Here is a 25,521-nt window from a genome sequence, read left to right as displayed (position 1 = left end):
TCGTACATTGTACCAGTCCCTTGCTGCTATTGCAAGGGGTCCTCCATTGGAATCGAGAGCTGCGGAGGCTCACCGCCTCCATTTCCGTTATAATAATAAGGGACTTCAAAATAGATAATCCGGTCATCAATTTTGATTTTCGATTTTATCTCAATATTCTTGGTTTGGAACGGTACGACCACGCGCAAATTTACATCCATTTCAACGTATAAAGCGAAATAGACATTATTAATCCCCATTTCTTCTCTTTCCATGATGGGCTCAGACTGGACATCCCCGATCACTTCAATGTTCACAGGTATTTTAGGTCCCAGGTTAGCCAATAAAGGGATTCCAAGCGCTTGGCCAACGGGAATTTGTATCAAAGTCGGGTCTTCACTGACCGATTCAATCGAAGGATTTTCCTCAGGCTCCAATTCAACATCTAACGTGCTTCCTGGATCTGGCACCTGGCCTTTTTCCAGCAGCTTGAGGAAGTTCTGCACACGGTTGGTAGTATTCCTGACAACCCGGTTGGTGACAACGGAGTTCCATCCTACCGAGACTGGATTTCCTTCATCGTCGAATTTCTCCTGGATTAATTCTTCATATTCCAAATCATCAGCAATTTTTTTACTGACCGCTTCATTAATCGCCATTCGTGCATACTGCCTTGCTCTTGTATCAGCAATATCCATTAAGGTCGGTTCAATTCCTTCATTTATTATCCAAATACTTCCGAAAGTAGATAAAACAAAAAATATAAATGTTACTAGAAACACATGGCGAAACGGAGGCGGAGACATGTTTTTTTTAAAATGATTCTTTTTTTTCAATATAGAAGACCTCCTCAAAAAACCATATGCATTTTAAGAGGAGGTTAGAATTTAAGTCACTATTTAATTTTTGGCCAGCTTAGCTGTATAGCAGGAAGTAACCATCACATTTAGAGATTCAGCCAAATCAATCTCATAAGGACAGCTTACTGTTTGGCCATTCTCTTCCAGTACACGGACAACCGGCCGTTCAGATAAATAATTGTTTTGCTTGGCAACTATCCCTGAACGGCCATCACTTAGATCAACCATTAATCCTGTTGGGTAAACGGCAATTGTCCGTCTAAAAGCTGCAACCAGTTCTTTATCAAATAAGTCTCCGGCACCTGCATATAACACTTCCAAACCTTCGTGTGGGAGCAATGCGTCGCGATATATACGGTTGCTCGTCACCGCATCAAAAACATCAGCAATGCCTATCAATTTTGCATGCGGATGCATTTCATCTTTTGTCAGCCCCCGGGGGTACCCTGACCCATTCAACCGCTCATGATGTTGAAATGCACAATGAGCTGCTAGCAATGGGACATTATCTATCTTTCGTAAAAACTCAAAGCCCATTTCTGCATGGCCTTTAACTATTTCAAACTCTTTATCTGTAAGTTTTTCACTCTTTTGCAGTATCTCATGAGGAATAAACATCTTGCCGACATCATGCAGCATGGCCCCTAGGCCTATCTCCTCCAACTGGGAGGAAGGGAGTCCTAGCTCTGTCCCTAATGCTAATGAATAAATGGTCACATTCAAAGAATGGGAAAATACATAGTTATCACTAATAAATATATCGGATAATATCGATATTACCTCATCCGCTTGTTGGATTTCCTCTATCAGGGAGTGGACAGTCCCGGTCATTTTCTGGCTCGTCTTTTCAAAAACAAACGAATTCTTTCCAATGCCCTCTTCTTTGAAATCAGAGAAGGAGTTTTTTATTGTCTGATAGGCTTCCATACGGAGCTGCTCCGAAACAGGAGAAGAAACTTCGATATCTTCCGTAAGCGTATCTTTAATATGTACATAAGTAATATTATTTTTTAAAAGCCGATTTAACATGCGTTTCGTTAAGCGGACATCATTTTGGATAAGTACTTGCCCATTTTCATTGTAAACCGCTTTAGCGAGTTTTGTGCCCGGCTCTATCCTTTTAGTTGCTGCTATCCTCATATCTTTCTCCTAACTCCATCAAGCTTGTGAAAAACTGTTTAACCGCTAAATCTTTATTTTAACCAGCTGAAGTTACCCCCGGTTTCTGTTCCGGTTCTATACACTGGAAAATCCTCTATATTGAGTATAGAGGATTTGGTTTAGAAATCAAACTAAATTTGTTGTTTTTTGTCAATTTCACTCGTTTTATTTAGCGGCAGCTATTTTCAGCAGAGCTTCCTTTCCCGGCATACCTACGTGCCACCCTTTGTCTTTGGCAGCATCGGTTACCTTTTCCAATGGAGCATCAAGCAGCTGCTCGATCGTTTTCACACCTACAGCACGTGCAGCAATAATATGCCGGTCTGCCAGCTTTTCGCTCAGCAGATCAACGTCCAGAGCTCCGCACATGATATAACCTTCATCATTAGAAACGATCAACAGGTTGGTTTTGGGCAATTCGACACGAATGGCTGTAAATGGAATCTCTTCAATAAAAATCGGTTTAACAGAAAGCATCAGCAGATACACTCCTTTCACCATACTATATGGCGAAAATGCTGAGGTGTGTATTACCTACTGGAAATTTTTCTTTAATGTCTCTGCAAGTAAATCCCTTAAAAATTCCGGCATGAAAAATTGCTTGGTTTCCGACTTAGCTATTTCAGGAAGCAAGCGGCCAAAAGTAAATGTATCAGCAGTAGCTACTGTATATTCTTTTTCCATATCTAAAGGAACACCATTTATTTGAACACTTACGACGCGTTCCTGCCCCTCAGACTGCTTTTCAATTTCCACTTTAGCTCCGGAAAATACCATCCGGCCGAGAACTTCGCCACGAAAACCAAACCCTTTCAGCTTCAGTTCGGTAAATTGCTTCGTGATGGACATTCTAATCACTTCCATTAATTCATCGCCATTTAAAGATACTAGACACGGATTAATCGGATGCGGGCAAATTCTGTGGATATCTCCCAAGGTAACGTTCCCTTTATCAAACCTATCCAATAGTACTCCTGCATTTAGCATAGCGCAGTCAGCAGCAGTCCAATCCTTTAGTGTTTCTACGAGTTTCTTCATGATCGGCGTTTCTTTGAACCAGCCGAATTCCAATGATTGGTCCAGTGTCACTACCGTTTGGTCAAGCTTTTGCTTTGCTTGTAAAGCATAGCCAGCCAGTTTAGCTTCTGTTTCTACATCTTTCGGAAAATTTTCCGTTGCGATTGCATATGCCTCTTTGTTTAGCAGCTTATTCTGCTGGTGATCCCACGTTAAAATGACTTCGCCCACATATTTTCCGTGTTTCCCTGCAGCCGTCAGCAAAGTATTATTAATATATTCTCCATCCCGGAATAAATGATGAGTATGGCCGCCAATAATTACGTCAATATCCTGGTAACGCCTGGCAATTTCTTCATCGTCGCTAATCCCTAAATGAGATAACAAAACGACTATATCAGATTCTTCCGCCAGCGCAGGTAGATACCTGTCTAACACAGCAAACGGGGCATCTACATTCCAGCCAAGCAAGTTATAAAAATCATTAAATGGCGCGGTTAAGCCAATAAAGCCTACTTTAACGCCTTGTATAGATGTAACATGCGCAGTAGGCTTCAGCCAAGATGGCTGGCTGCCTTCCATACTCGTTAAATTGGCGCAAACCAGTTGAAAATCTGCATGATCATACAAATGATATAAATCCTCATAATCGAGAGTGATGCCTTCGTTATTACCAACTGTAGCTAAATCAAAGTCAGAATCATTTAGTAACTCCACGTTCGCTTTGCCTTTCATTGCCTCGGCGATTGGGTGCGATCGATCAACATGGTCGCCAATATCGATAAACCAATAAGATTGGTTATTTCTTTTTCTAATAAGCCCTTCTTCTTTAAAATGCCCAATGATCTGCGGAAAATTTTCAAAATGACTGTGCAAATCATTCGTGTAATAAAGAAAGAGTTTTTCATTCATATCAAAGTCCCCTTATCCAATTCCTTGCAGAATTAAACGAATACCGATGATAACTAGAAGGATCCTTAATATCCATTCCACCGTCTGCCCTTTTAAAAGCTGGTTTACCTTAGCTCCTAGCGTTCCACCTATCCAAGCTCCTGGTATAAACAACCACACGTACTGCCATGGAATATGGCCTAAAAAAATATGGGTGCTGGAACTGATTAAGCTTAAGAAAAGTATCATAAACATAGACGTTGCGGTAGCAATATGAGCCGGAAAGCCAAATAATAAAATCATTGCCGGCACTATCAGAGAGCCTCCTCCAATACCGAACATTCCGGAAAGAATCCCGACAGCTACCGAAATAGCAATCGCGCCAAACAAGGAGTACGAGTAATAGTACCTTTTCCCCTCTAACAGCACTTCCCTTTGCACCCCTTTAGGCTGCTCCTGCCGTTTCAAAACAGGCGTCTTTTTCTTGATAAAAAACATCCCGGACATTAGCAGCATTAAGATACCAAAGTACAAAGAAAAAACATCCTCTGATACAAATTGGTTCAGCCATGAACCGAGAATACCTCCGGGTATACTTCCCGATAAAAAAATAACACCGCTGCGATAATCGACCCTTCCTTTTTTCATGTAAGCGATGCTGGAAGACAGGCCGGTAAATACCATCACAAGCAAAGAAATTCCCACGATATTTTGTGGAGAAGCCCAGCTGAAACTGTCCAGCAGCTGGCTTAACAATAAAAGGCTGGGAACAAGGATTATTCCCCCTCCTAGCCCGGCTATACTTCCAATAAAAGCTGTTAAAAATCCTATCAAGACACTTAAAATATAAACCAAGTTAATTCCCTTCCATCTAATATATCATTTGCCCATTCATTAATAGAACCATTTATACTCTTTATTAGTTTATGTAAAATAAACGTTGAAGTAAAAAATACCGCTCGGCCTCCATCAATATACCATATAACCACTACTTGTCCCTTCTCAAAAAAAAGCAGGTTAGAAATGAAAAAGGACCCTTAAAGGGTCCTTTTATTATTACATTAATTAGATTGTTTATCCAATCGAACCTTCCATTTCGAACTTGATTAAGCGATTCATTTCCACAGCGTATTCCATTGGAAGCTCTTTTGTAAATGGCTCGATGAAGCCCATAACAATCATTTCAGTCGCTTCTTCTTCTGAAATACCCCGGCTCATCAAGTAGAATAGCTGTTCCTCGGAAACTTTGGATACCTTCGCTTCGTGTTCAAGCGAGATATTCTCGTTCAAAATCTCATTGTAAGGAATCGTATCTGAAGTAGATTTATTATCCATAATTAACGTATCACATTCGATATTCGCTCTGGCTCCTTCAGCTTTACGGCCGAATTGGACGATTCCCCGATAGGTTACCTTCCCGCCATGCTTCGAGATTGATTTAGAAACGATGGTGGAGGAAGTGTTAGGTGCCAAGTGGTGCATTTTTGCTCCTGCATCCTGGTGCTGGCCTTTTCCTGCCAAGGCAATGGACAATGTCATTCCCCTTGCTCCCTCACCTCTCAAAATAACTGCAGGATATTTCATGGTCAGCTTGGAACCTAAGTTGCCGTCAATCCATTCCATCGTTGCATTTTCATCACATATAGCCCGTTTTGTTACAAGGTTATACACATTGTTGGCCCAGTTTTGAATAGTTGTATAACGGCAGTAAGCATCCTTTTTGACGAAAATCTCGACTACTGCACTGTGCAGTGAGTTTGTCGTATAAACAGGTGCGGTACAGCCTTCTACATAGTGTACAGAAGCTCCCTCATCTACAATGATCAGCGTTCTTTCGAATTGGCCCATGTTCTCTGAGTTTATTCGGAAATATGCTTGCAGCGGAGTATCTGTCTTAACGCCTTTCGGTACATATATAAATGAACCACCGGACCATACTGCAGAGTTAAGGGCAGAGAACTTATTATCAGCGGGAGGAATTACTTTTCCGAAATATTCCCTAAACAAGTCTTCGTTCTCTTTTAATGCAGTATCGGTGTCTTTAAATACAATCCCCATGTTTTCAAGGTCTTCTTGTAAACTGTGGTAAACAACTTCAGATTCATACTGTGCGGAAACACCCGCAAGGTATTTTTGCTCTGCTTCTGGAATACCAAGTTTGTCAAAAGTGTTCTTAATTTCTTCTGGCACTTCATCCCATGAACGTTCTGATTTCTCAGAAGGTTTTACATAATAAGTGATCTCATCGAAATTTAATTCGGCCAAGTCGCCGCCCCATTGCGGCATTGGTTTTTTATAGAATTGTTCAAGAGCTTTCAATCTGAATTCCAGCATCCATTCCGGCTCATCTTTTTGCTTGGAAATTTCTTCAACAACTCGTTTTGTCAGCCCTTTTTCCGTACGGAAAATGGAAACATCCCGTTCATGGAAACCATATTTATAATCTTCAATTTCAGGCGCTTTTTTCGCCATATCGAAAACCTCCTATTAGGTAATGATCATCAAAAGCAGTCTTATTGTTCTTCTCCTACCCCTTTTTCCATCGCTTTCCATGCTAAGGTCGCACATTTGATTCGGGCGGGAAACTTAGATACACCTTGCAACGCTTCGATATCACCTAAATCTAAATCTTCATTCTCCATTTCTTCGCCTAACATCATACCGGAAAACATCTTAGACATTTTCAATGCGTCGTCTACTGCTTTCCCTTTTATAGCCTGTGTCATCATAGAAGCGGAGGAAAGGCTTATCGAACACCCTTCTCCTTCAAACTTGGCGTCTTGTACTATGCCATCATCCACCTGCAAGTGTACTTGGATTCTATCTCCGCATGTCGGGTTGTTCATGTCTATCGTTAAAGCATCGTCAGCCAATGTCCCCCGGTTTCGCGGATTCTTATAGTGATCCATTATAACCTGTCTGTATAACGTATCGAGATTATCAAAAGACATCCCCAAAATACTCCTTCGTTTTCTTTAGTCCTTCCATAAGACGATCAACGTCTTCTGGAGTATTATATAAATAAAAGCTAGCTCTGGCAGTAGCGGTTACCTCCAGCCACTTCATCAGCGGCTGTGCACAGTGATGGCCTGCTCTTACAGCAATACCTTCTGAATCAAGAACAGTAGCCGTATCGTGCGGGTGGACATCGTCCAAGTTAAAAGTTACTAATGCTGCGCGTTTTTCGGGTCCATATATAGAAATTCCGTCAAACGAACGCATTTGCTTCATCGCATAGTCTATCAGTTTTTCCTCATGGGCGTGAATGTTATCCATGCCAACTTCCTGAAGGAAATCGATAGCAGCGCCTAATCCAATTGCTCCTGCAATAATCGGGGTTCCCCCTTCAAACTTCCAAGGGAGTTCCTTCCAGGTAGAATCATACAGATTTACAAAGTCAATCATTTCTCCGCCAAATTCTACTGGTTCCATATCTTCCAGTAACTCTTTCTTTCCATATAAAACACCAATTCCTGTAGGGCCGCACATTTTATGGCCAGAAAAAGCATAAAAATCACAATCCAAATCCTGCACATCTACTTGCATATGCGGAACCCCTTGAGCGCCATCTACTAACATGACAGCATGATGCTCATGGGCAATCCGGGCAATTTCTTTCACAGGATTGATGGTACCTAATACATTGGATACGTGCATTGTTGCTACAATTTTGGTTTTATCTGTAATTGTATTTTTTGCATCTTCTATATCTATTGTACCATCCGGACGCAAGGGCAAATATTTCAGGGTTGCTCCCGTTGCTTTTGCCGCTTGCTGCCATGGGATAATATTGCTGTGATGTTCCATAGGAGTTATTACAATTTCATCGCCTTCAGCCAAATTCGCTCTTGCATAGCTGTAGGCCACTGTATTAATCGAAGTGGTGGTACCTCTGGTGAAAATGACCTGCTGGGTACTTTCAGCATTTATAAACTTTCTCACTTTATCCCTGGCGCCTTCATATTTATCCGTTGCCCTGGTGCCTAAAGTGTGCACCCCTCTATGAACATTTGAGTTATCCTGTTTGTAATAATCCTCTACAGCCTTTATAACCGAAAGCGGTTTTTGGGAAGTTGCCGATGAATCCAAGTAAACGAGAGGATGCCCGTTTATTTCTTGATTTAAAATCGGAAACTGTTCCCTGATAGCTTTCACGTTCATTAATAAACTTTCCTTTCAATAACTTCTGTCAATTGTTCCCTGACAGCTTGAATTGGAATTTGTTTTACGACTGGAGCAAGGAAACCATGAATAACTAGACGTTCAGCCTCTTGCTTAGAAATGCCTCGGCTCATCAAATAGAATAGCTGCATTGGATCTACACGTCCGACAGAAGCGGCATGCCCCGCAGTTACGTCATCCTCATCAATCAGAAGAATCGGATTTGCATCACCGCGAGCATCTTTACTAAGCATCAATACGCGGGATTCTTGCTCCGCATTCGATTTAGCAGCTCCGTGTTCAATTTTTCCAATACCATTGAAAACGGAAGTAGCGCTGTCCTTCATTACCCCGTGCTGCAAAATATGACCCTCTGATTGCTGGCCAAAATGGACAATTTTTGCCGTGAAATTCTGCGATTGTTTTCCTCGGCCGACTGTTACTGTTTTAGCATTGGATACAGAGTTATCTCCGATAAGATGAGTGATGTTCTCTGATACGGTGTTTCCATCATTCATTTGTCCAAGTGCCCACTCAATTACTGCGTCCCGGTAAGCAACCCCGCGTCTATTTACATAAACAGTAGTTCCTTGTGCAAAATTGTCTACCGCACCAAAAGAAATGTTGGCATTGTCATGGGCGATAACCTCTGTGACAATGTTGGCTACTGCTTCTTCTTCCTTGTTATGAGAAATATAATTTTCCACATAAGTTACTGAGCTATTCGATTCTGCTACTACAATCACATGATTGAAAGTAGCCGCCTCAGGATCCTCCTGCCAAAACACCGACTGTAACGGTTCTTCAACCACAACGTTTTTAGGAACATACACAAATACTCCGCCATTCATTAGAGCGGCATGCAATGCTGTCAGCCGATTTTCATCAACAGAAACGGCATCCTGCATGAAGTAACGTTGAACAAGGTCAGAGTGTTTGTTCATAGCAGTGAAAATATCTGTGAAGATCACTCCCTGCTCCTTCAGCTTTGGAGACAAGGAAGCATAAGCCGCCGTTTGATTACGCTGGATCACCAGGTTTTGGTTTTGATTCTCTGTATCAAAGAAAACCTTGATTTCCTGCGGGAGCTCGTCTAACGACTGAATCGTCCCACCTGTTGCATTATGCTTAAAATTGGTGAAATTCCAATTATGGATTTTCGTTTTATCCGGCGTGGGCATCGGAAGCGTATCAGCTTGTTCCAATGCTTGAAGGCGCAATGACTTCATCCATTCCGGCTCATTTTGTTCTTGCGAAAACTGGCTAATATATTCTAGATCATATGGCAATTTTGTTTCTACAGTCATGGTACCCCTCCTTACTGTTACGCTTTTTGCCCTACAGTTTCATCTTCAATGCCTAATTCTTCTTTAATCCACTCATAACCTTCAGCTTCCAAGCGTTGTGCAAGTTCCGGACCACCAGACTTAACAACTCTTCCCTGCATCATGACATGGACTTTATCCGGTGTAATATAATTGAGCAGGCGCTGATAGTGAGTAATAATTAAACATCCGAAATTTTCATTGCGGAGCTTGTTGATTCCTTTAGATACCACTTTTAGAGCATCGATATCAAGACCAGAATCAATTTCATCCAAAATAGCTATTTCAGGCTTGATCATCATTAGCTGAAGAATTTCATTGCGTTTCTTTTCACCGCCGGAGAAACCTTCATTTAAATAACGTTGAGCCATATTTTTATCCATATCCAAGTAATCCATCGCTTCGTCCATCTCTTTAATAAACTTCATTAAAGAAATTTCGTCTCCTTCTTCGCGACGAGAGTTAATAGAAGAACGTAGGAAATCAGAGTTAGTTACCCCGCTAATCTCGCTCGGATACTGCATGGCAAGGAAAAGGCCAGCCTGCGCGCGTTCATCTACTTCCATTTCCAATACGTCTTCTCCATCCAGCAGGACACTGCCTTGAGTGATTTCATATTTAGGATGCCCCATAATTGCCGAGGCAAGCGTAGATTTACCTGTTCCATTCGGGCCCATGACAGCGTGGAACTCACCGCCTGTAATTGTTAAATTAACCCCTTTAAGTATTTCTTGATCTTCAATGGAAACATGAAGATCCTTTATTTCTAATGTTGAACCTGCCATAACGATACCTCCAGTTACTCTTTTTAATGATATTATTGCAGAAACGGAATTACATCCATTCTCAATTTATTCTCATTACAATCTTATATCATTTCGAATCTATAATCAACTTATACAACGTTATTGATTACCCTTCCCCGAATAATAAATGACAACTTTTACCCTGGCCCTTCGGCCAAAGTTTACTGAAAAAAACGAATCATCGTTTCTGCATATTTCTAATGTAACATAAAACCCCCCGCAGCCAAAAACAGCAGCAGGGGGATCTCTATTTATTCTTGTTTTTTAAAAAACGAATTCATCGATGCAATTGTCGTTCTACTTCAGCGATTACTTGGCGGCTTTTTCTATAACTTTCTTCGCGTTCTCTCTCAACTTCCAGCCGTTTGTCAAGCTTTCTTCCATACTCAGCATAACCTAATCCATGGTTTTGCTGCATTGCTTTTTCCATTTCTGAAGTGTAGTTTAATCCTAAACCACTGTCCGAGATAATGAATCCTTCCTTTCAAGATGTCTGTTGTTGTACCTCTTTGAGATACATAAAAATTGTATCACGGTTATATTACCCTTACTAATACCGTTTAAAACGAAATAAGACCATACGCATTTTTGACATTCTTTGAAAGAAAGTAAACGGAAGTAATCTTACAATACATAAAAATAACATCGATTTGCTTCTATTTGATCCGAAAACGCCATCCTACTCCTGAGCAGCCGGAACAATTGCCCCATCATAATTTTCTTCGATAAAGGATTGGATTTCATCTGACTGTAGAATATCGACAAGCGTATTTAGTGCCTCATTATCCTCATCCTCAGACCGGGCAGCAACCAAATTCACATAAGGAGACTCCTCTCCCTCAACAAACACAGCATCCTCTGTCGGGACAAGACCGGCTTCAAGCGCATAATTTGTATTGATAGCAACTAAAGCATTCTCGTCACTTTCATATACTTCCGGTAATACAGCCGCATCTACATCCGGTGAAAAAGTTAAATTCTTAGGGTTTTCCACGATGTCATCGACAGTCGCACTCACTTTGTCTACCTCTTCATCCAGTTTAATCAAACCTTCCGCTTCGAACATACTCAAAATTCTTCCATGATCTGGAACGGAACGGCTGATGATAACTTCTGTTCCATCCGGAATGTCTTCAATGCTTTTAATGTTTTTAGAATAGACCCCCATTGGTTCGAGATGCACACCGCCAAGGCTGACAAAGTCATAGCCGAATTCCTTGATTTGATCTCTTAAATAAGGCTTATGCTGGAAGTAATTAGCATCAATCTCGCCATTGGCAAGGTCCTGATTCGGAAGTACGTAATCCTGATATTCTGCTATTGTAAGAGTGATACCTTCTTCTTCTAGCAAGGGCTTAGCTTCTTCCAAAATTTCCGCATGTGGTGAGCTTGAGGCCCCTACCTTGATTTCATTTGTATCCTCTCCTTTGTCAGATGAGCTTTCATCTGACGAGCTGCCGCATGCAGCTAAGACAACAAGAATAAGTGACATAAATAACAATGATAAAAACTTTTTCATATTAAAACTCTCCTTTTTTATATTATCTTTTATCTAATTTATTAGCGACGAAATCGCCGATAAATTGAAAAATAAACACTATAATTACAATTAAGACTGTGCAAACAAACACTACATCAAAATCACGACGCTGGAACCCATAAAAATAAGCGAAATCTCCAAGCCCGCCGGCGCCAATGACACCTGCCACCGCCGTATAGCCTATTAAAGCAATGGCTGTTACAGTAATCCCTGATACTAAGGCTGGCATTGATTCAGGAAGCAGCACCTTAAAAATAATCGTATGCGTTTTTGCTCCCATAGCTTTGGCAGCCTCAACCACGCCTTTGTCTACTTCCCTTAAAGCAATTTCTGCCAACCTGGCATAAAAAGGAGCAGAACCGATAATTAAGGCTGGTAATGCCGCTTTCGGCCCCCGGATCGTACCCATTAGAAAATCAGTAAATGGAAATAACAGTAATATTAAAATAATAAATGGAATAGCACGGAAAATATTCACCACTGCCGCGACTAGGAAATTCAGCATTTTACTCTGCCACAAACCGTCTTTTGCTGTTAAAAACAGCAGCAGTCCAAGCAATATTCCTAAAATGATTGTCCCGATTACAGAAATTAAGGTCATATAAAAGGTTTCTTCGATTGCCGTCCATAAATCATCCGGTTTAACATTTGGGAACAATTCATTTAACATCAATATCCACCTCCACTTCTACAGAGGTTGACTCCATATAATCAATCGCCTTTTCAATTTCTGCTTCTTCTCCGTCAATATGGATAAATAACGTGCCATAGGCTCCTTTTTGTGTTTGCGTCACTTTTCCTTGCAGAATGTTGACTGCGACGTCAAATTGTTTGGACACTTGGCTAATCACTGCCTGGTTCGTTGTTTCACCAAGAAAGTGAAGACGGAGAACTTTCCCTTTCTGATAATTTTCCATGAGAATTTTCAAGGAATCCTCTTGGTCTTTATCACCCATCACTTGCTCGACAAAGCGTTTGGTGACTGGTTGTTGCGGGTGAAGGAACACATCCAGGACCTCGCCTTGCTCGGCTATCTTTCCGGCTTCCATTACCGCAACCCTATGACAGATTTTTCTGATTACATGCATTTCATGGGTAATCAGAATAATGGTTAATCCTAGCTTTTCATTAATATCGACCAGTAAGCGCAGGATAGAATCTGTTGTATCCGGATCAAGCGCTGAAGTTGCTTCATCGCAAAGCAAAACTTTAGGATTATTGGCCAGAGCCCTTGCGATGCCCACCCGTTGCTTTTGACCGCCGCTTAACTGGGCTGGATAGGCATCCTCCCGCCCGGACAACCCTACGAGTTCAATTAACTCATCCACTCGTTCCAACCGCTTCCGTTTTGGTACCCCTGCTATCTCAAGAGGGAAAGCGATATTTTCACGGACAGTCCGTGACCAGAGCAGGTTGAAGTGTTGAAAAATCATGCCAATTTCCTGCCTTGATCGTCTTAACTGTTGTTTAGGCATGGATGTTATATCATGCTCATCGATGGTAATCTGCCCGCTCGTTGGGTCTTCCAATCGGTTCAACAGGCGGATAAATGTGCTTTTTCCTGCACCGCTGTAACCAATCACACCGAATATTTCTCCTTTATTAATTTCCAAGTCAAGATTATCGACTGCCATTATATTGTTTGGCTTTGCTGGAAATACTTTTGTCAAACCTCTAATCGAAATCAACTTACTTCCTCCTCGAGACACTCCTATTTAAATTACTTTTTCCTGAACCTGCTTAATCAATCAATTTTCTTTAAACAAAAAAAGCGTCTTCTCTGTTCTTGAGAACAGAAAGACGCAAATATACTACTTTCTCGTTCTCTCATCTGCCAAAGCATCATGCTTCGCAGGAATTGGCACCATTTTAACCAGAGATACTGATTAACGGTTGCCGGGCTTCATCGGGCCAGTCCCTCCACCTCTCTTGATAAGAGATTACCTATTCAATTGGTTCGTTTTTAAGCGCTAAATAGGATTTTAGCATGGCAATAATATGCTGTCAATCATTTAATGACAATCATTTTTTGGTAATCATCGCAGGCCTAATAAAGCTTCCGATTATCATCGGCTGTCAAGGTGTCTGCTTTTAACATCATCTTCGGTTTTTGATATGATGGGATGGAATAAAAAGTAATGATTTTATAAACGAGGAGCGATAAGGTGAAGGCGCCATTATTCGAGTTACCTTTACTTGGAGAAGATCAAATCTATAATATAGAGAAAGATTTAGGAAAAGTTATCGTAATAACCTTTTGGGTCTCCTGGTGCCCGGATTGTGCTGTCGATCTGCCAAAGAAAGAACAATTATATAAGACAATCAATAATGATAAAGTTAAATTGATAACCATAAATGTAACTGGCAGAGAGAGGAACCTGGACGCAGGGCTCGATTACAAAAATAAATTCCTTCAACAACCTACCTTAGCAGATGAAGGGCGCTCTGTGTATGACCTTTATCACTGCAACGGTGTTCCATCTACTATCGTTATCGATCAACAAGGAAGAATTGCCGGCCATTTTGGAGATAAGGCTCCCTTTTTGACGATAGTTGATAAAATAGGAAGCCTCTTAGGATGATCAAGGAAGAAACAAGAGGGATTCTAATAATAAACAATCCCGGTACCGCCCTTGCCAGCTCACAAGGTTTGATGGATAAGACGTTAGTTTTTGCTCTCCTGACATAACTTCCGGGGTAATTTCCCTGCTTAATTCCACTTGCAACATCAGGCTCCCCTGATATTGCTGATAAGGGAGAATTTGTATTTGTCCAGATCGAAATAACAGCCAGAAGGGATGGCCGTTAAGAACCATTTTCACATCTAAGTCTTTATCTTGATATAGAAAAAGTAAATCCTTTCTAGATTCAAGCCGCAGTTTCCAGTCATCCAATATATGTCCGTTCATATCTTCCCCTCCTTTGGAATAGAAGTTCGACATCCATGGACCGAATCCTTTAATAGAAAACCAAACAAGCCGATTATTTCTCGGGAAATAATCGGCTTGTTTGGTTATAAGCTCCTATTTTTAGATAAATATTAGTAACTGATTGGAAGGCATAGACTTTTTCTTTTATTTCTCCCTCATGGAAAATTAATAAACAAGGGACACTTTCAATTTGATTATCCTGCATATAATTGGGATAAAGGGAAGCATTCATATCATAAAATAAATTATTTTCTTCCATACTCTCCACTGTTAGCAGCATTTTCCTCGCCAACTGGCAAGTGCCGCAAAAAGGAGTATGGATAAAAACAAGTCCATTTTTCATACCTTCCAGATCAGGGGTCGTTATATGTTTCATCGATATGCCACCTTTTTCACTTTTGGAAGGGTTGATCTGGCAGTCTTGGCTTATGTATCAAAAAATCCTGTCATCCACTATTCAAAGGTAAAATGGATTGACGGAAATTCTTCTGCCCAATAATGCAGTAGCCAATTCCGCCTCCGGAGTTGCAGCTACCTCACGAAACGTTTTATCAATGTAAATATGCTCCGCATGGGGCAGCTCAATAGATAACTGTTTTCGCAGCTTATGGCCGGCAGTGTCTTCATCGACTAATATAAAAACTTCTTTGTTATCAAGATCATATTCAATCAATAACTCTTCAAGCCGCTCTACTCCTAAAGTGCCGTTCGTGCAGATAATTTCAATCTGCTCATCAATCACTTTCTGAATCTGGACTTTGTCTGTGCGTCCCTCTACAATAATCACTTTTTCAGCGTCCGTCATTGAGATCACCTGCTTTAATCGATAAGTGTACAATCAGTCGAACAAAATTCGGAGGTTAACAATAATCCCTTGTCACTTTAGTTGTAACAAGGGATATTCACTGCTCTCTTTTATCATTGTATTGTATAATTCACTATTCATGCATGGCTTTCCCAATCCTTAAGCTTAGCCTTTTTCACATGATAAGATAGAGAGACCTACTCTTCGTCGATCATTTCCTGATATTGCTCCGCGGTCATCAATTCATCAATTTGTGAAAGATCATCTGTTTCAACGACAATCATCCAAGCTTTCTCATAAGGAGATTCATTGACAAATTCAGGACTGTCATCCAAATCTTCATTTACTTCCACTACTTTTCCATTAATGGGTGCGTATAATTCAGATACAGTCTTCACCGATTCTACACTGCCAAATGGCTCGTCCGCTTCAATGTCGTCGCCGACTTCCGGAAGCTCTACAAACACGATATCTCCCAATTCTGATTGGGCATGATCTGTAATGCCAATACGGACCTTACCGTCTTCTGTTTTCACCCATTCGTGCTCTTCTGAATAACGTAACTCTTTTGGTAAACTCATTAATAAACCCTCCATCATTCTGTTTAAAACTGCTACTCTATACATCCTGTTCTATCTTTACGCAGAAAGTGAACATTCTATATCCAATATAAAAGCTTGGCTGGCTAATTTCCAATGGTTTGCTTGGAATGCTTTATTTCCAGACTTTCTCATATTCCTCTTCTTTAAATCCGACAGTAGCCTTTTCATCATTTGCCAAGATCGGTCTTTTTATCAACATGCCATCCGACACCAGCCAATTCAGCATCTCATCATCCGTTGCACTGCTAAGCTTATCTTTAAGGCCAAGTTCCCGGTACTTTTTCCCGCTCGTATTGAAGAATTTCCTTATCGGCTGGCCGCTTTTCTGAATAATATTTCTTAATTCCTCTTTTTGCGGTGGTTCATCTACAATATGTATTTCCTGATAATCGACCTTATTTTCATTTAACCATTTTTTTGCTTTTCTGCATGTATCGCATTTTGGATACCAATAAAATTTTAACACCATGCCTGCCCCCTTCTATAAAGATATGTTATCACATTTCCCCAAAATTTTTCAGGGAATATCCATCGAATCTTGAACAGGACTGACAAGAGGATAAAAAGCCCCGCACAGGATAGAGGCCACTGGAAAGTCCTTTTTAATCTAAAGGGGCTGTCAACGTTTGTTGTTGATTCCAACAATCGTTTCTCGGTGGATGCTTGCCGCGGACACGCCCTCAGCTAACCTGATCAAAAAGATCACTTGACCAAGTGGATCTTCGGCTCCTGCTGTTCCCGCAGGCGTCACCACCGCTCACCCATCGCGGAAGCAACATAGACACGGATATAAGATCATCTCATCTTCGGGTCTCGAAGGCATGTGCATTCAAGGAGCGATGGCGATTTTCACGGCAAATGTGAAACGAATCGTTAAACGAATGAAGAAATAGAGGGCACAAACCTCTTGAAGTTAGACGAAAAGCGGTCTGTATGGGAATTAAATCCTACACAGACCGCTTTTTTTAAATTCAACCTATCATAGAGCTTCCGTTTTTCCGTGCCCGCACGGGATGGCGGGGCTTTTTGTGTCTATCTGGAACAAACTGCGTTTAAGCGAAGTATTTTTCTTCCTGGATAATGTGTCGGGCGATTTCTCGTTTTTTGGCGATGACATTTATCGGTTCATGCCTAGTCAACTTTCTCATTGCTGACAACATCATCCGCAAGGTATCCCCGGTTTCACAAGCAATAAGTGTTTCTTTAGCATGTGCTTCTACACGATTGAAAGCTTCCTGGACGTATACTTGAGTATAAAGAAGCTTTAACACGTTTTTCTCCATGCCAGCCTTGTTCATTGCTTTTTCCGTTCGCAGGATTGCTGACTCCATATTGTAAATTTCCGCTACGATGTCGGCAATATTAGCTAGTACTTCCTGCTCGTGCTCTAACTTTTGGCCATACTTCTGAGCAGCTAATCCGGCAGCAAGCAAGCCGATCTTTTTAGTGTTTTTCAACAAATATTTTTCCTGATCTAAAGGTTCGGACCCCACTTCCTCCGGCATCAGCATCATTAACTCTTCTTGCAAAGCCTGTGCTTTCTGTAAAATCGGCAATTCCCCTTTGATAGCTTTCTTCATCAAAGATCCAGGAACTAAAAGGCGGTTAATCTCATTAGTCCCTTCAAAAATTCGTTGAATTCTGGAATCCCGATACATCCGCTCCACTTCATATTCTTGCATAAAACCATAGCCGCCATGGATTTGAACTGCCTCATCAGCGACATAATCCATTAATTCGGTAGCAAAAACCTTATTCAGAGAGCACTCCACCTGGTATTCTGCAATTGCGTTTGCCACGGCTTTTCCGTCATTCAGTTCCTCTTTGCTTAAATTACTCATCCTTTGTTCAAATAATCCGACGGTACGATAGACTGAACTTTCGTTCGCATAAGTATTAGCCGACATTGTTGCCAGTTTTTCTTGAATTAAAGAAAAGTTAGAAATAGCTGTTTTGAATTGCTTGCGCTCATTGGCATATTTAGCAGCAAGCTCTATGCCTATTTTGGCACCGCCGACCCCGCCGATTGCCAGTTTGTATCTTCCTACATTAAGAATATTGAAAGCAATAATATGGCCGCGCCCAATTTCTCCAAGTACATTTTCAACAGGAACCTGGGCGTCTTCAAGAATAACAGTTCTTGTGGAAGAACTCTTAATTCCCATTTTCTTTTCTTCAGTTCCAGTCGAAACACCCGGATAATCTCTTTCTACTATGAATGCCGTGAATTTTTCCCCATCGATTTTTGCGTAAACAATAAACAGATCGGCAAAAGCAGAATTCGTGATCCATTGCTTTTCTCCATTTAATACATAATGAGTACCCGCTTCATTAAGTACGGCTGAAGTCTTCGCTCCAAGGGCATCAGAACCGGAACCTGGTTCCGTCAATGCATATGCTGCAATTTTTTCACCAGTAGCAAGTACGGGAAGATACTTCTTCTTTTGCTCTTCACTGCCAAAAAATACTATAGGCAAGGAGCCGATTCCAACATGTGCTCCATAGGTGACTGAAAATCCGCCTGCCTTGGAGAATTTTTCAGTAATTAATGAAGAACTGATTTTATCCAGGCCAAGTCCTCCATACTCTTCCGGAACATCTACCCCTAATAAGCCAAGCTCTCCCGCTTGTTTTAACAATTGGACAGAATGTTCAAATTCATGGTTTTCCAGCTGGTCGATTTTAGGAATGACTTCGCCAAGAACAAAATCTTCTGTCGTTTTTGCTATCATTAAATGTTCGTCCGTAAAATCCTCTGGGGTAATGATATCATCAGGTCCTAAATCCTCTACGATAAATGCCCCGCCTTTAAAAGTTTTTTCTTTTGTTTCACCCATCCTAACCACTCCTTTTCCTCTTAATAATCTGTCGCTATATTAATTCGAAGACTCCTGCTGCTCCCATACCACCACCGATACACATGGTTACAACGCCAAATTGCTCGTTTCTCCTTTTCATTTCGTGAATCAAGCTTAATGTCAACTTCGTACCCGTACAGCCTAGGGGATGCCCTAAAGCAATTGCACCGCCATTTACGTTAACTTTGTCCTGGTCAAGGTTTAATTCTCTGATCACTCTCAGTGATTGAGAAGCAAAAGCCTCGTTTAATTCAAATAACCCTATGTCAGCTAACTCCAAGCCAGCCAGCTTCAATGCTTTAGGTATCGCCTTTACCGGACCAACCCCCATAATTTCGGGTTCTACCCCGGCAAGCGCAAAGGCACGGAACTTAACGAGCGGTGCCAGCCCTTCTCTTTCGGCTTTCTCCCTATCCATGACAAGGACGGAGGCAGCTCCATCACTCATTTGCGAAGAGTTTCCAGCAGTTACTGATCCTTTCAAAGCAAAAGCCGGACGTAAATTGCCCAGTACTTCAACGGTTGTTTCAGCCCGGACCCCTTCATCTCTATGAAAAAGGAATGACTCTTCATGCAGGTTATTGGCGTCATCAACTTCTCTTCGGGTAACTTCAACAGGGACGATTTCTTCCGTAAACTTTCCTTCCTGCAAAGCTTTAGCAGCTTTTTGATGACTTAGGGCTGCGAAAGCATCCTGATCCTGCCGGGAGATTTCAAATCGATTTGCCACCTCTTCCGCGGTGTGTCCCATCGACATGTAATACCCTGGGGCATTTTTGACCAGCTCAAGGTTTGGCTTGATCACATGCCCACCCATTGGAATTAAGCTCATCGACTCTGCCCCTCCGGCAATGATGGTATCGCTATGCCCCAACATAATTCTCTCAGCGGCATAAGCGATGCTTTGCAACCCTGAAGAACAATAACGATTGACGGTAATACCTGGCACATCCAGTGGAAGACCGGCCAAACCGGCAATATTACGGGCCATATTCATCCCCTGCTCGGCTTCCGGCATAGCACAGCCGATAATGACGTCATCAATATTTCCCTGGTAATCTCCTGCTCTTTTTAGCGTTTCTTTAATGGTTAAGGCCGCGAGATCGTCCGGGCGTACATTGGCTAAGGAACCTTTATTCGCTTTAGCTACCGGCGTTCTCGCACCAGAAACAATTACTGCTTCTTTCACAGCTCTTCCCCCTCTTCTGAAAATGGAATGGTATTAATTACGCAGCGGTTTACCCTTCATCAGCATGTGTTGCATTCTCTCCTGTGTCTTTCTTTCACCGATAAGACTTAAAAAAGCCTCCCTTTCTAAATCAAGCAAGTATTGCTCATCAACGGCAGTGCCTGATTTCAATCGTCCGCCTGCCAGCACAAAAGCTAATTTGTCAGCAATTTTCAAGTCATGCTTAGAAGCATAGCCGCCAAATGCCAAGTTTTTCGCACCTAAAAGCATTGCTGCGTAACCGGCTTCGCCAACGACTGGTACCTTCTCCCGTTTAGGGGCATGATAGCCTGCCTTACTTAACCCAAGTACTTTTTGTTTGGCATCATGTAATAGATGATCGGCATTTACACTAATGCCATCCCGATGATTAAGGAATCCATTTTGCCTTCCTTCTTCACCAGAAGTTGACACCTTTGCTGTGGCAATCGTCTCGAATACCGAGTTGGCTGCCTTTTGCAAATCAAAATCTACGCCTTGAGGCAGATCTCTGATTTGTTTTATATACAGCTCCTTGTTGCCTCCTCCGCCGGGAATTAATCCGACACCGAATTCTACCAATCCAATGTATGTCTCTTGCGCCGCTTGAATCGCCGTTGCAGGCAGGCAAACTTCAGCACCCCCGCCAAGAGCCATGCCAAACGGTGCAGCAACCACAGGTTTTTCTGAATATTTAATGTTCATCATCGCATTTTGAAACTGTTTTACTACCATCTCTATCTCGAAGAAATTGTGGTCCTGCGCCTCCATCAGCATCATGGCCAGGTTGGCGCCAACACAGAAATTTTTCCCCTGGTTGCCAATGACGAGACCTTCGTAATTCTTCTCTACTTCTTCTAGAGAGAAATTAATCATTTGGACGATATCCGGTCCGATGGCATTGCTTTTTGAATGAAATTCCAGACCTGCCACACCGTCTCCTAAATCAATCAAGCTGGCGCCAGTGTTTTTCTTGATCACTCCTTGAACATCTTTCAGCCGTTTTATGTTTATCTGTTTCTGATTTATTTTTTTCTCCTGATACTTGCCGGCATGATAGAAAAAGAGTTTTCCATCCTCTTGCTTATAGAAGGTTTGATTGCCATTTTCCAGCATACTTTCAATCCATGCCGGAAGGGTCTCTCCTTCCGCTTTCATCCTTTCTGCTGTTTCTCTAAAACCTATGGCATCCCACATTTCAAAAGGACCCATCTCCCAGCCGAATCCCCATTTCATTGCATCATCGATTGAAGGGATATCATCAGCAATTTCGCCAAGTAAACGAGCTGAATATAAAAGGACAGGTTTGGTAATTGACCAAATCAAGTCACCAGCAGGGTCTCCTTTTGCATATATAAGCGCTTTCATTTTCCGGCCTGGTCCTTTTTCCTGCTTTGCTGCCTCTGTCGCTTTGGTCTTCAGTTTCTTTCTCTCCTGGTATTCAAGGGTTTCTGTATTCAATTCATAGATGGCACTGCGATCTGCTTGTTTTTTCTTCAAGTAAAAACCTTGCTTGCTTTTTTGCCCAAGCCAGCCTTTTTCATACATTTTTCTAATAAAAGAAGGGATTTCAAATATTTCTTTCTCTTCCCCTTCTACCTGGTCATATACATTTTTAGCAACGTGGATAAAGGTATCTAGTCCTACTACGTCCAACGTTCGGAAGGTGGCACTTTTCGGCCTGCCGATCATAGGTCCTGTAATGGAATCGACTTCGCCTATGCTCAATCTCTTTTCAATCATTTCTCTGGCAGTTACCAGCAATCCGTACGTACCTATCCTGTTTGCTATGAAGTTCGGCGTATCCTTCGCTTCCACCACTCCTTTGCCAAGGATGTTTTCGCCAAATTGCTTCATGTAATGAAGTACATCCCCGTCCGTCCATTTAGTCGGAATCACTTCGAGAAGCTTAAGGTAGCGGGGAGGATTGAAAAAATGAGTGCCAAGAAAGTGTCTTTTAAAATCATCCGAACAATCCTCAGCCATTTTTTCTATAGATATACCGGAAGTATTCGAACTGATGATTGAACCTGCTTTTCTGTATTTATCCACCTCATGGTAGACCTTCTTCTTGATTTCTAAATTTTCGACAACAACTTCAATTACCCAGTCTACTTCTTTGAGCCTCTCCATATCGTCCGTCATGTTGCCTGTCTCGATAAGGCTCAAGTTTTGCTTGCTTGTTAGCGGTGAAGGTTTTTGTTTTAACAATGCCTTCTTGCTGCTTTCAGCAATTTTATTTCTTACATTTCTATGTTCCAATGTCAGCCCTTTGGCTTTTTCTGCTTCTGTTAATTCCCTGGGTACGATATCGAGCATTAATGTCTGTATGCCTACATTGGCCAGGTGGGCAGCTATACCTGAACCCATAACACCTGAACCTAAGACGGCCGCACGCTTGATTTTCCGATTCATGCATTTTCCCCCTATTCCTTTTTGAATGAATACTCATTCACTTACCTGGTAAAAAAAACAGATAGTTTCCTATCTCCATCTAACACAACTATATATTATTTTCAGACATTTCGCAATCGTTTTCAACTGATTATTTAGAAAAACTTGGGTTCGATTTTTACATGACAGGCCCCGGACTTATCGCCCAAGGCCGCTAATCTTTATTTTCCAAACACACCTTTTATCACAAAAGCAACATTGGCAGGGCGTTCAGCAAGTCTTCTCATAAAATAACCATACCAATCATCTCCGTATGGTACATACACTCTCATTTTGTATCCTTCCTTCACCAATTCTTCCTGCCGCTCCGTCCGGATACCGAAAAGCATCTGAAATTCAAACTGGTCCCGCGGAATATTATGTTCTTTTTCTATTTGCTTGGTGTATTGGATCATTTCGTCATCATGAGTAGCAATCGCTGTATAATTCCCATTCATCATATGCATCTTAATGATCTTTTTATAGTTTTCATCCACATCTTTTTTATCAGGAAAAGCCACTTTAGGGGATTCTTTATAAGCTCCCTTTACCAGCCTTAAATTTGGGCGATAGCTGTTCAATTCCTCTATATCTCCTACCGTTCGATATAAGTATGCTTGGATAACGGTTCCAATATTATCATATTCTTCTTTTAATTCTTTAAAAATATCAATGGTTTTCTGGCAGCGCTCATAATCCTCCATATCAATGGTCACAAACACTCCATGCTTTTCACCCGCATCTAGTATTTTCCTCATATTTTCCATGACTAATTGTTCGGAAATGTCGAGTCCCATGGAAGTCATCTTTAAAGATAATTGTGAATCCAAGTTTTGCTCCGCTATCTTCTTAATCATCTCCACACATTCATCCGCTGCCTGGCGGGCTTCCTCTTTACTATCTATGAATTCTCCGAGGTGATCTACTGTAACAGCCATCCCCTTTTGATTGAGTTGTTGAATCGCGTTAGCAGCGTTTTCCACTGTTTCTCCAGCAACGAACCGACCAGCCCCAAAGCGAAGACCGTATTTTTTTGCTAATTTTGTGAAAAATTTGTTTTTAGATAAAAATAAAAAAAAGTTACGTAGGATTTGCTCCATTTTAAGTCCTCCCAGTCATCGTCAAATGTGGTGGTGCCGCTTCCATTATTATAAGCAAGCGTTGGCATTGAACATTTTTTCTAACATAAAAACAACTTTTCGAACATCCTTACTGAATTTAAGCTAAATGAAAACCTTATCAAGCTTGCGGGTGTGCTTCTTCTATTCTATCATTTTTATTTGATGAGAGGTATATTTTCCTATTAAATTCGTCTGGAATTCAACTGGATTCCAGACAAACAGCCCATACTGCTTACTATGCATGGGCTGTTTAGTTCTCTTTACGAGATGACATCGTAGCCTTGGTTTTCAATAGCTTCTGTCATCATAGCTTTCGTTACTAGAGCATCATCGTAGGAGACATCCACTTTTCCTGAATCCAAATGCACTTCTATTCCATGGACACCTTCCAACTCAACCAGTGCCTCTTTCACTGCTTCCTGGCAATGCCCGCATGTCATCCCCTTGACTTGAATAGTGATTTGCATATTAGCCACCCTTTCCTATCAATACAATACATATCTGTTTTAATACAATGGTGAAATCATCCTGTTACTGATAACTATTAACTTAGGACGTGGATAAAAGGTGTTTATAATGAGATGATTGCTAATGGTATACCCGTGCAAAGGTAAGCTAATGCCCCAAATAAAACTTGCTGAATTTGCCCCGTTTTTTCGCTTTTTATAAAGGGATTGTAATTTCTCAGATTCCCTTCTTTCATCCCAATTGGATTTGTCCAATATTTTATTTTAAAACGGAATCATTATTATTTACAAATCGGAATCATTACGATAGAATAAAATCTGTTCTTTTTTGCAAAACAAGCATAAAAGCCAGAACGGATGATAAGAACATAAAGGATGAAGAATGGATTAGAAGCGGGGACAATTATGAAATGGAAATTATTTTTTATCGCTATACTTAGCAGTATCTTTCTAGGTGGGTGCACGAATCCTGGTTCGCAAAACGATAAAGCTCCACTGATTCAAACGACTGTGTATCCCATCCAGTTTATTATTGAAAGATTATCAGAAGGCTCCATCGATGTAAAAACGATCTATCCACCTGGAACGGATGCGCACTCTTATGAACCTACTGCGAAAGCGATGACTGATATAGCTGAAAGTGATGCTTTTATTTACTTGGGAGAGGAATTAGAAACATTTGCCTCAACCTCTGCTGAAGCGTTAAGCAGTGAGGATGTCCAGCTAGTTGAATTAGCAGAGCACGAGGAACTGTTTGAAACAAACAGTTTACCAGATGATCACGAACATGAAAGCCATAAAAATCCAGACGGCCATTCCCATAGTGATCATGATCCGCATGTTTGGCTGGATCCTCTTAGAATGCTTGAAATGGCTGACATCATAAAGGGAGAGTTGAGTAGTTTATATCCCAAACAAAAGAAAGCCTTTGAACAAAATTTTAAAGCTCTGGAGAAAGATCTTAAACGGTTGGATAGCCAATTTAGCGAAACATTAACTTCCAAAGACCGAAAAGAGATTTTAGTTTCTCATCCAGCCTATGGATATTGGGAAGAACGTTATGGTATCGAACAGATCGCCATAAATGGAGTTAACAATACGAGCGAGCCCTCCCAAAAAGATTTAATTAACATTATTGAACGTGCGGAATCTTTAGAGATACGTTATGTTATTTTTGAACAAAATGTTTCCGATAATGTGTCCAAAGAGATTCAGACACAAATCGACGGCGAGGCTTTGCAGGTCCACAATTTAGCAGTCTTGACAGAGGCTGATATCAATCATGGGGAGGACTACTTCTCTCTAATGAAAAAGAATCTGCAAACACTTGATAAAGCAACCGATTAAATGACCATAAG

The 25,521-nt window shown here is 41.3% G+C and carries 26 protein-coding genes and 1 riboswitch; of the genes, 2 read left to right on the top strand and 24 right to left on the bottom strand.

The window, feature by feature from the left end; genetic code table 11:
- Window positions 1-26 precede the first annotated feature (26 nt).
- From yunB to BLR93_RS08695, 14 genes are all read right to left on the bottom strand, one after another.
- Window positions 27-815: a sporulation protein YunB gene (gene yunB, locus BLR93_RS08755; RefSeq protein WP_093213342.1), complete on the bottom strand. Its 789-nt coding sequence runs from the start codon at window positions 813-815 to the stop codon at window positions 27-29.
- A gap of 63 nt (window positions 816-878) precedes the next feature.
- Window positions 879-1,979, bottom strand: a complete 1,101-nt coding sequence (locus BLR93_RS08750; protein WP_093213340.1) for an HD-GYP domain-containing protein — start codon at window positions 1,977-1,979, stop codon at window positions 879-881.
- A gap of 186 nt (window positions 1,980-2,165) precedes the next feature.
- The gene (locus BLR93_RS08745) at window positions 2,166-2,477 is read right to left on the bottom strand and encodes a YunC family protein (protein ID WP_093213338.1); all 312 of its coding nucleotides are present in this window, start codon (window positions 2,475-2,477) and stop codon (window positions 2,166-2,168) included.
- A 57-nt stretch (window positions 2,478-2,534) separates the two neighbouring features.
- Complete coding sequence (locus BLR93_RS08740; protein WP_093213336.1) at window positions 2,535-3,929, bottom strand: bifunctional metallophosphatase/5'-nucleotidase; 1,395 nt, start codon at window positions 3,927-3,929, stop codon at window positions 2,535-2,537.
- Between the two features lie 12 nt (window positions 3,930-3,941).
- A complete protein-coding gene (locus tag BLR93_RS08735) occupies window positions 3,942-4,763 on the bottom strand; it encodes a sulfite exporter TauE/SafE family protein (RefSeq protein WP_093213334.1) in 822 nt (273 codons plus the stop codon).
- A gap of 219 nt (window positions 4,764-4,982) precedes the next feature.
- On the bottom strand, window positions 4,983-6,380 hold the full coding sequence (gene sufB / locus BLR93_RS08730; protein WP_093213332.1) for a Fe-S cluster assembly protein SufB: 1,398 nt from the start codon (window positions 6,378-6,380) through the stop codon (window positions 4,983-4,985).
- Between the two features lie 41 nt (window positions 6,381-6,421).
- A complete protein-coding gene (gene sufU / locus BLR93_RS08725; protein ID WP_093213330.1) occupies window positions 6,422-6,859 on the bottom strand; it encodes a Fe-S cluster assembly sulfur transfer protein SufU in 438 nt (145 codons plus the stop codon).
- Window positions 6,849-8,069: a cysteine desulfurase gene (locus BLR93_RS08720; RefSeq protein WP_093213328.1), complete on the bottom strand. Its 1,221-nt coding sequence runs from the start codon at window positions 8,067-8,069 to the stop codon at window positions 6,849-6,851. The genes sufU and BLR93_RS08720 overlap by 11 nt, the downstream gene beginning before the upstream one ends.
- Window positions 8,069-9,376: a Fe-S cluster assembly protein SufD gene (gene sufD / locus BLR93_RS08715; protein ID WP_093213326.1), complete on the bottom strand. Its 1,308-nt coding sequence runs from the start codon at window positions 9,374-9,376 to the stop codon at window positions 8,069-8,071. Before sufD ends, BLR93_RS08720 begins: the two co-directional genes overlap by 1 nt.
- Before the next feature lie 17 nt (window positions 9,377-9,393).
- Window positions 9,394-10,179: a Fe-S cluster assembly ATPase SufC gene (gene sufC / locus BLR93_RS08710; RefSeq protein WP_093213324.1), complete on the bottom strand. Its 786-nt coding sequence runs from the start codon at window positions 10,177-10,179 to the stop codon at window positions 9,394-9,396.
- Window positions 10,180-10,477: 298 nt separating this feature from the next.
- Window positions 10,478-10,618 carry a YuzK family famiily protein gene (locus BLR93_RS18005; RefSeq protein WP_175559273.1) on the bottom strand — a complete coding sequence of 47 codons (141 nt, stop codon included), beginning with the start codon at window positions 10,616-10,618 and terminating at the stop codon, window positions 10,478-10,480.
- A 261-nt stretch (window positions 10,619-10,879) separates the two neighbouring features.
- Window positions 10,880-11,719, bottom strand: a complete 840-nt coding sequence (locus BLR93_RS08705; RefSeq protein ID WP_093213322.1) for a MetQ/NlpA family ABC transporter substrate-binding protein — start codon at window positions 11,717-11,719, stop codon at window positions 10,880-10,882.
- 22 nt (window positions 11,720-11,741) lie between these two features.
- A complete protein-coding gene (locus BLR93_RS08700) occupies window positions 11,742-12,410 on the bottom strand; it encodes a methionine ABC transporter permease (protein WP_093213320.1) in 669 nt (222 codons plus the stop codon).
- Window positions 12,400-13,428: a methionine ABC transporter ATP-binding protein gene (locus BLR93_RS08695; protein WP_093213318.1), complete on the bottom strand. Its 1,029-nt coding sequence runs from the start codon at window positions 13,426-13,428 to the stop codon at window positions 12,400-12,402. Before BLR93_RS08695 ends, BLR93_RS08700 begins: the two co-directional genes overlap by 11 nt.
- Window positions 13,429-13,564: 136 nt before the next feature.
- Window positions 13,565-13,679: riboswitch (SAM riboswitch) on the bottom strand.
- Between the two features lie 226 nt (window positions 13,680-13,905).
- On the opposite strand from BLR93_RS08695, the gene BLR93_RS08690 reads away from it, so the two are divergent.
- A complete protein-coding gene (locus BLR93_RS08690) occupies window positions 13,906-14,322 on the top strand; it encodes a TlpA family protein disulfide reductase (RefSeq protein ID WP_093213316.1) in 417 nt (138 codons plus the stop codon).
- Here BLR93_RS08690 and BLR93_RS08685 read toward each other — a convergent pair whose 3' ends face one another.
- From BLR93_RS08685 to copZ, 10 genes are all read right to left on the bottom strand, one after another.
- Entirely contained in the window at window positions 14,323-14,649 is a 327-nt protein-coding gene (locus BLR93_RS08685) for a hypothetical protein (RefSeq protein WP_093213314.1), read from the bottom strand.
- A 73-nt stretch (window positions 14,650-14,722) separates the two neighbouring features.
- Entirely contained in the window at window positions 14,723-15,046 is a 324-nt protein-coding gene (locus BLR93_RS08680) for a thioredoxin family protein (RefSeq protein WP_093213312.1), read from the bottom strand.
- Between the two features lie 81 nt (window positions 15,047-15,127).
- On the bottom strand, window positions 15,128-15,475 hold the full coding sequence (locus tag BLR93_RS08675; protein ID WP_093213310.1) for a toprim domain-containing protein: 348 nt from the start codon (window positions 15,473-15,475) through the stop codon (window positions 15,128-15,130).
- 197 nt (window positions 15,476-15,672) lie between these two features.
- A complete protein-coding gene (gene gcvH, locus BLR93_RS08670; protein WP_093213308.1) occupies window positions 15,673-16,056 on the bottom strand; it encodes a glycine cleavage system protein GcvH in 384 nt (127 codons plus the stop codon).
- A gap of 133 nt (window positions 16,057-16,189) precedes the next feature.
- On the bottom strand, window positions 16,190-16,546 hold the full coding sequence (locus BLR93_RS08665) for an arsenate reductase family protein (RefSeq protein ID WP_093213306.1): 357 nt from the start codon (window positions 16,544-16,546) through the stop codon (window positions 16,190-16,192).
- Window positions 16,547-17,129: 583 nt separating this feature from the next.
- Window positions 17,130-18,914 carry an acyl-CoA dehydrogenase family protein gene (locus BLR93_RS08660; RefSeq protein WP_093213304.1) on the bottom strand — a complete coding sequence of 595 codons (1,785 nt, stop codon included), beginning with the start codon at window positions 18,912-18,914 and terminating at the stop codon, window positions 17,130-17,132.
- 34 nt (window positions 18,915-18,948) lie between these two features.
- Complete coding sequence (locus tag BLR93_RS08655; RefSeq protein WP_093213302.1) at window positions 18,949-20,124, bottom strand: acetyl-CoA C-acetyltransferase; 1,176 nt, start codon at window positions 20,122-20,124, stop codon at window positions 18,949-18,951.
- A gap of 33 nt (window positions 20,125-20,157) precedes the next feature.
- The gene (locus BLR93_RS08650; RefSeq protein ID WP_093213300.1) at window positions 20,158-22,557 is read right to left on the bottom strand and encodes a 3-hydroxyacyl-CoA dehydrogenase/enoyl-CoA hydratase family protein; all 2,400 of its coding nucleotides are present in this window, start codon (window positions 22,555-22,557) and stop codon (window positions 20,158-20,160) included.
- Between the two features lie 200 nt (window positions 22,558-22,757).
- Window positions 22,758-23,675, bottom strand: a complete 918-nt coding sequence (locus BLR93_RS08645; RefSeq protein WP_093213298.1) for a proline dehydrogenase family protein — start codon at window positions 23,673-23,675, stop codon at window positions 22,758-22,760.
- Between the two features lie 281 nt (window positions 23,676-23,956).
- Entirely contained in the window at window positions 23,957-24,163 is a 207-nt protein-coding gene (gene copZ, locus BLR93_RS08640; RefSeq protein ID WP_093213296.1) for a copper chaperone CopZ, read from the bottom strand.
- 405 nt (window positions 24,164-24,568) lie between these two features.
- On the opposite strand from copZ, the gene BLR93_RS08635 reads away from it, so the two are divergent.
- Window positions 24,569-25,510, top strand: a complete 942-nt coding sequence (locus BLR93_RS08635; protein ID WP_093213294.1) for a metal ABC transporter solute-binding protein, Zn/Mn family — start codon at window positions 24,569-24,571, stop codon at window positions 25,508-25,510.
- The last annotated feature ends 11 nt before the right edge of the window (window positions 25,511-25,521 follow it).

Source organism: Sediminibacillus albus (assembly GCF_900101125.1).
Classification (GTDB): domain Bacteria; phylum Bacillota; class Bacilli; order Bacillales; family Amphibacillaceae; genus Sediminibacillus; species Sediminibacillus albus.
The sequence above is the reverse complement of the archived record's forward strand: the minus strand, read 5'-3'. Positions and strand labels throughout refer to the sequence as shown.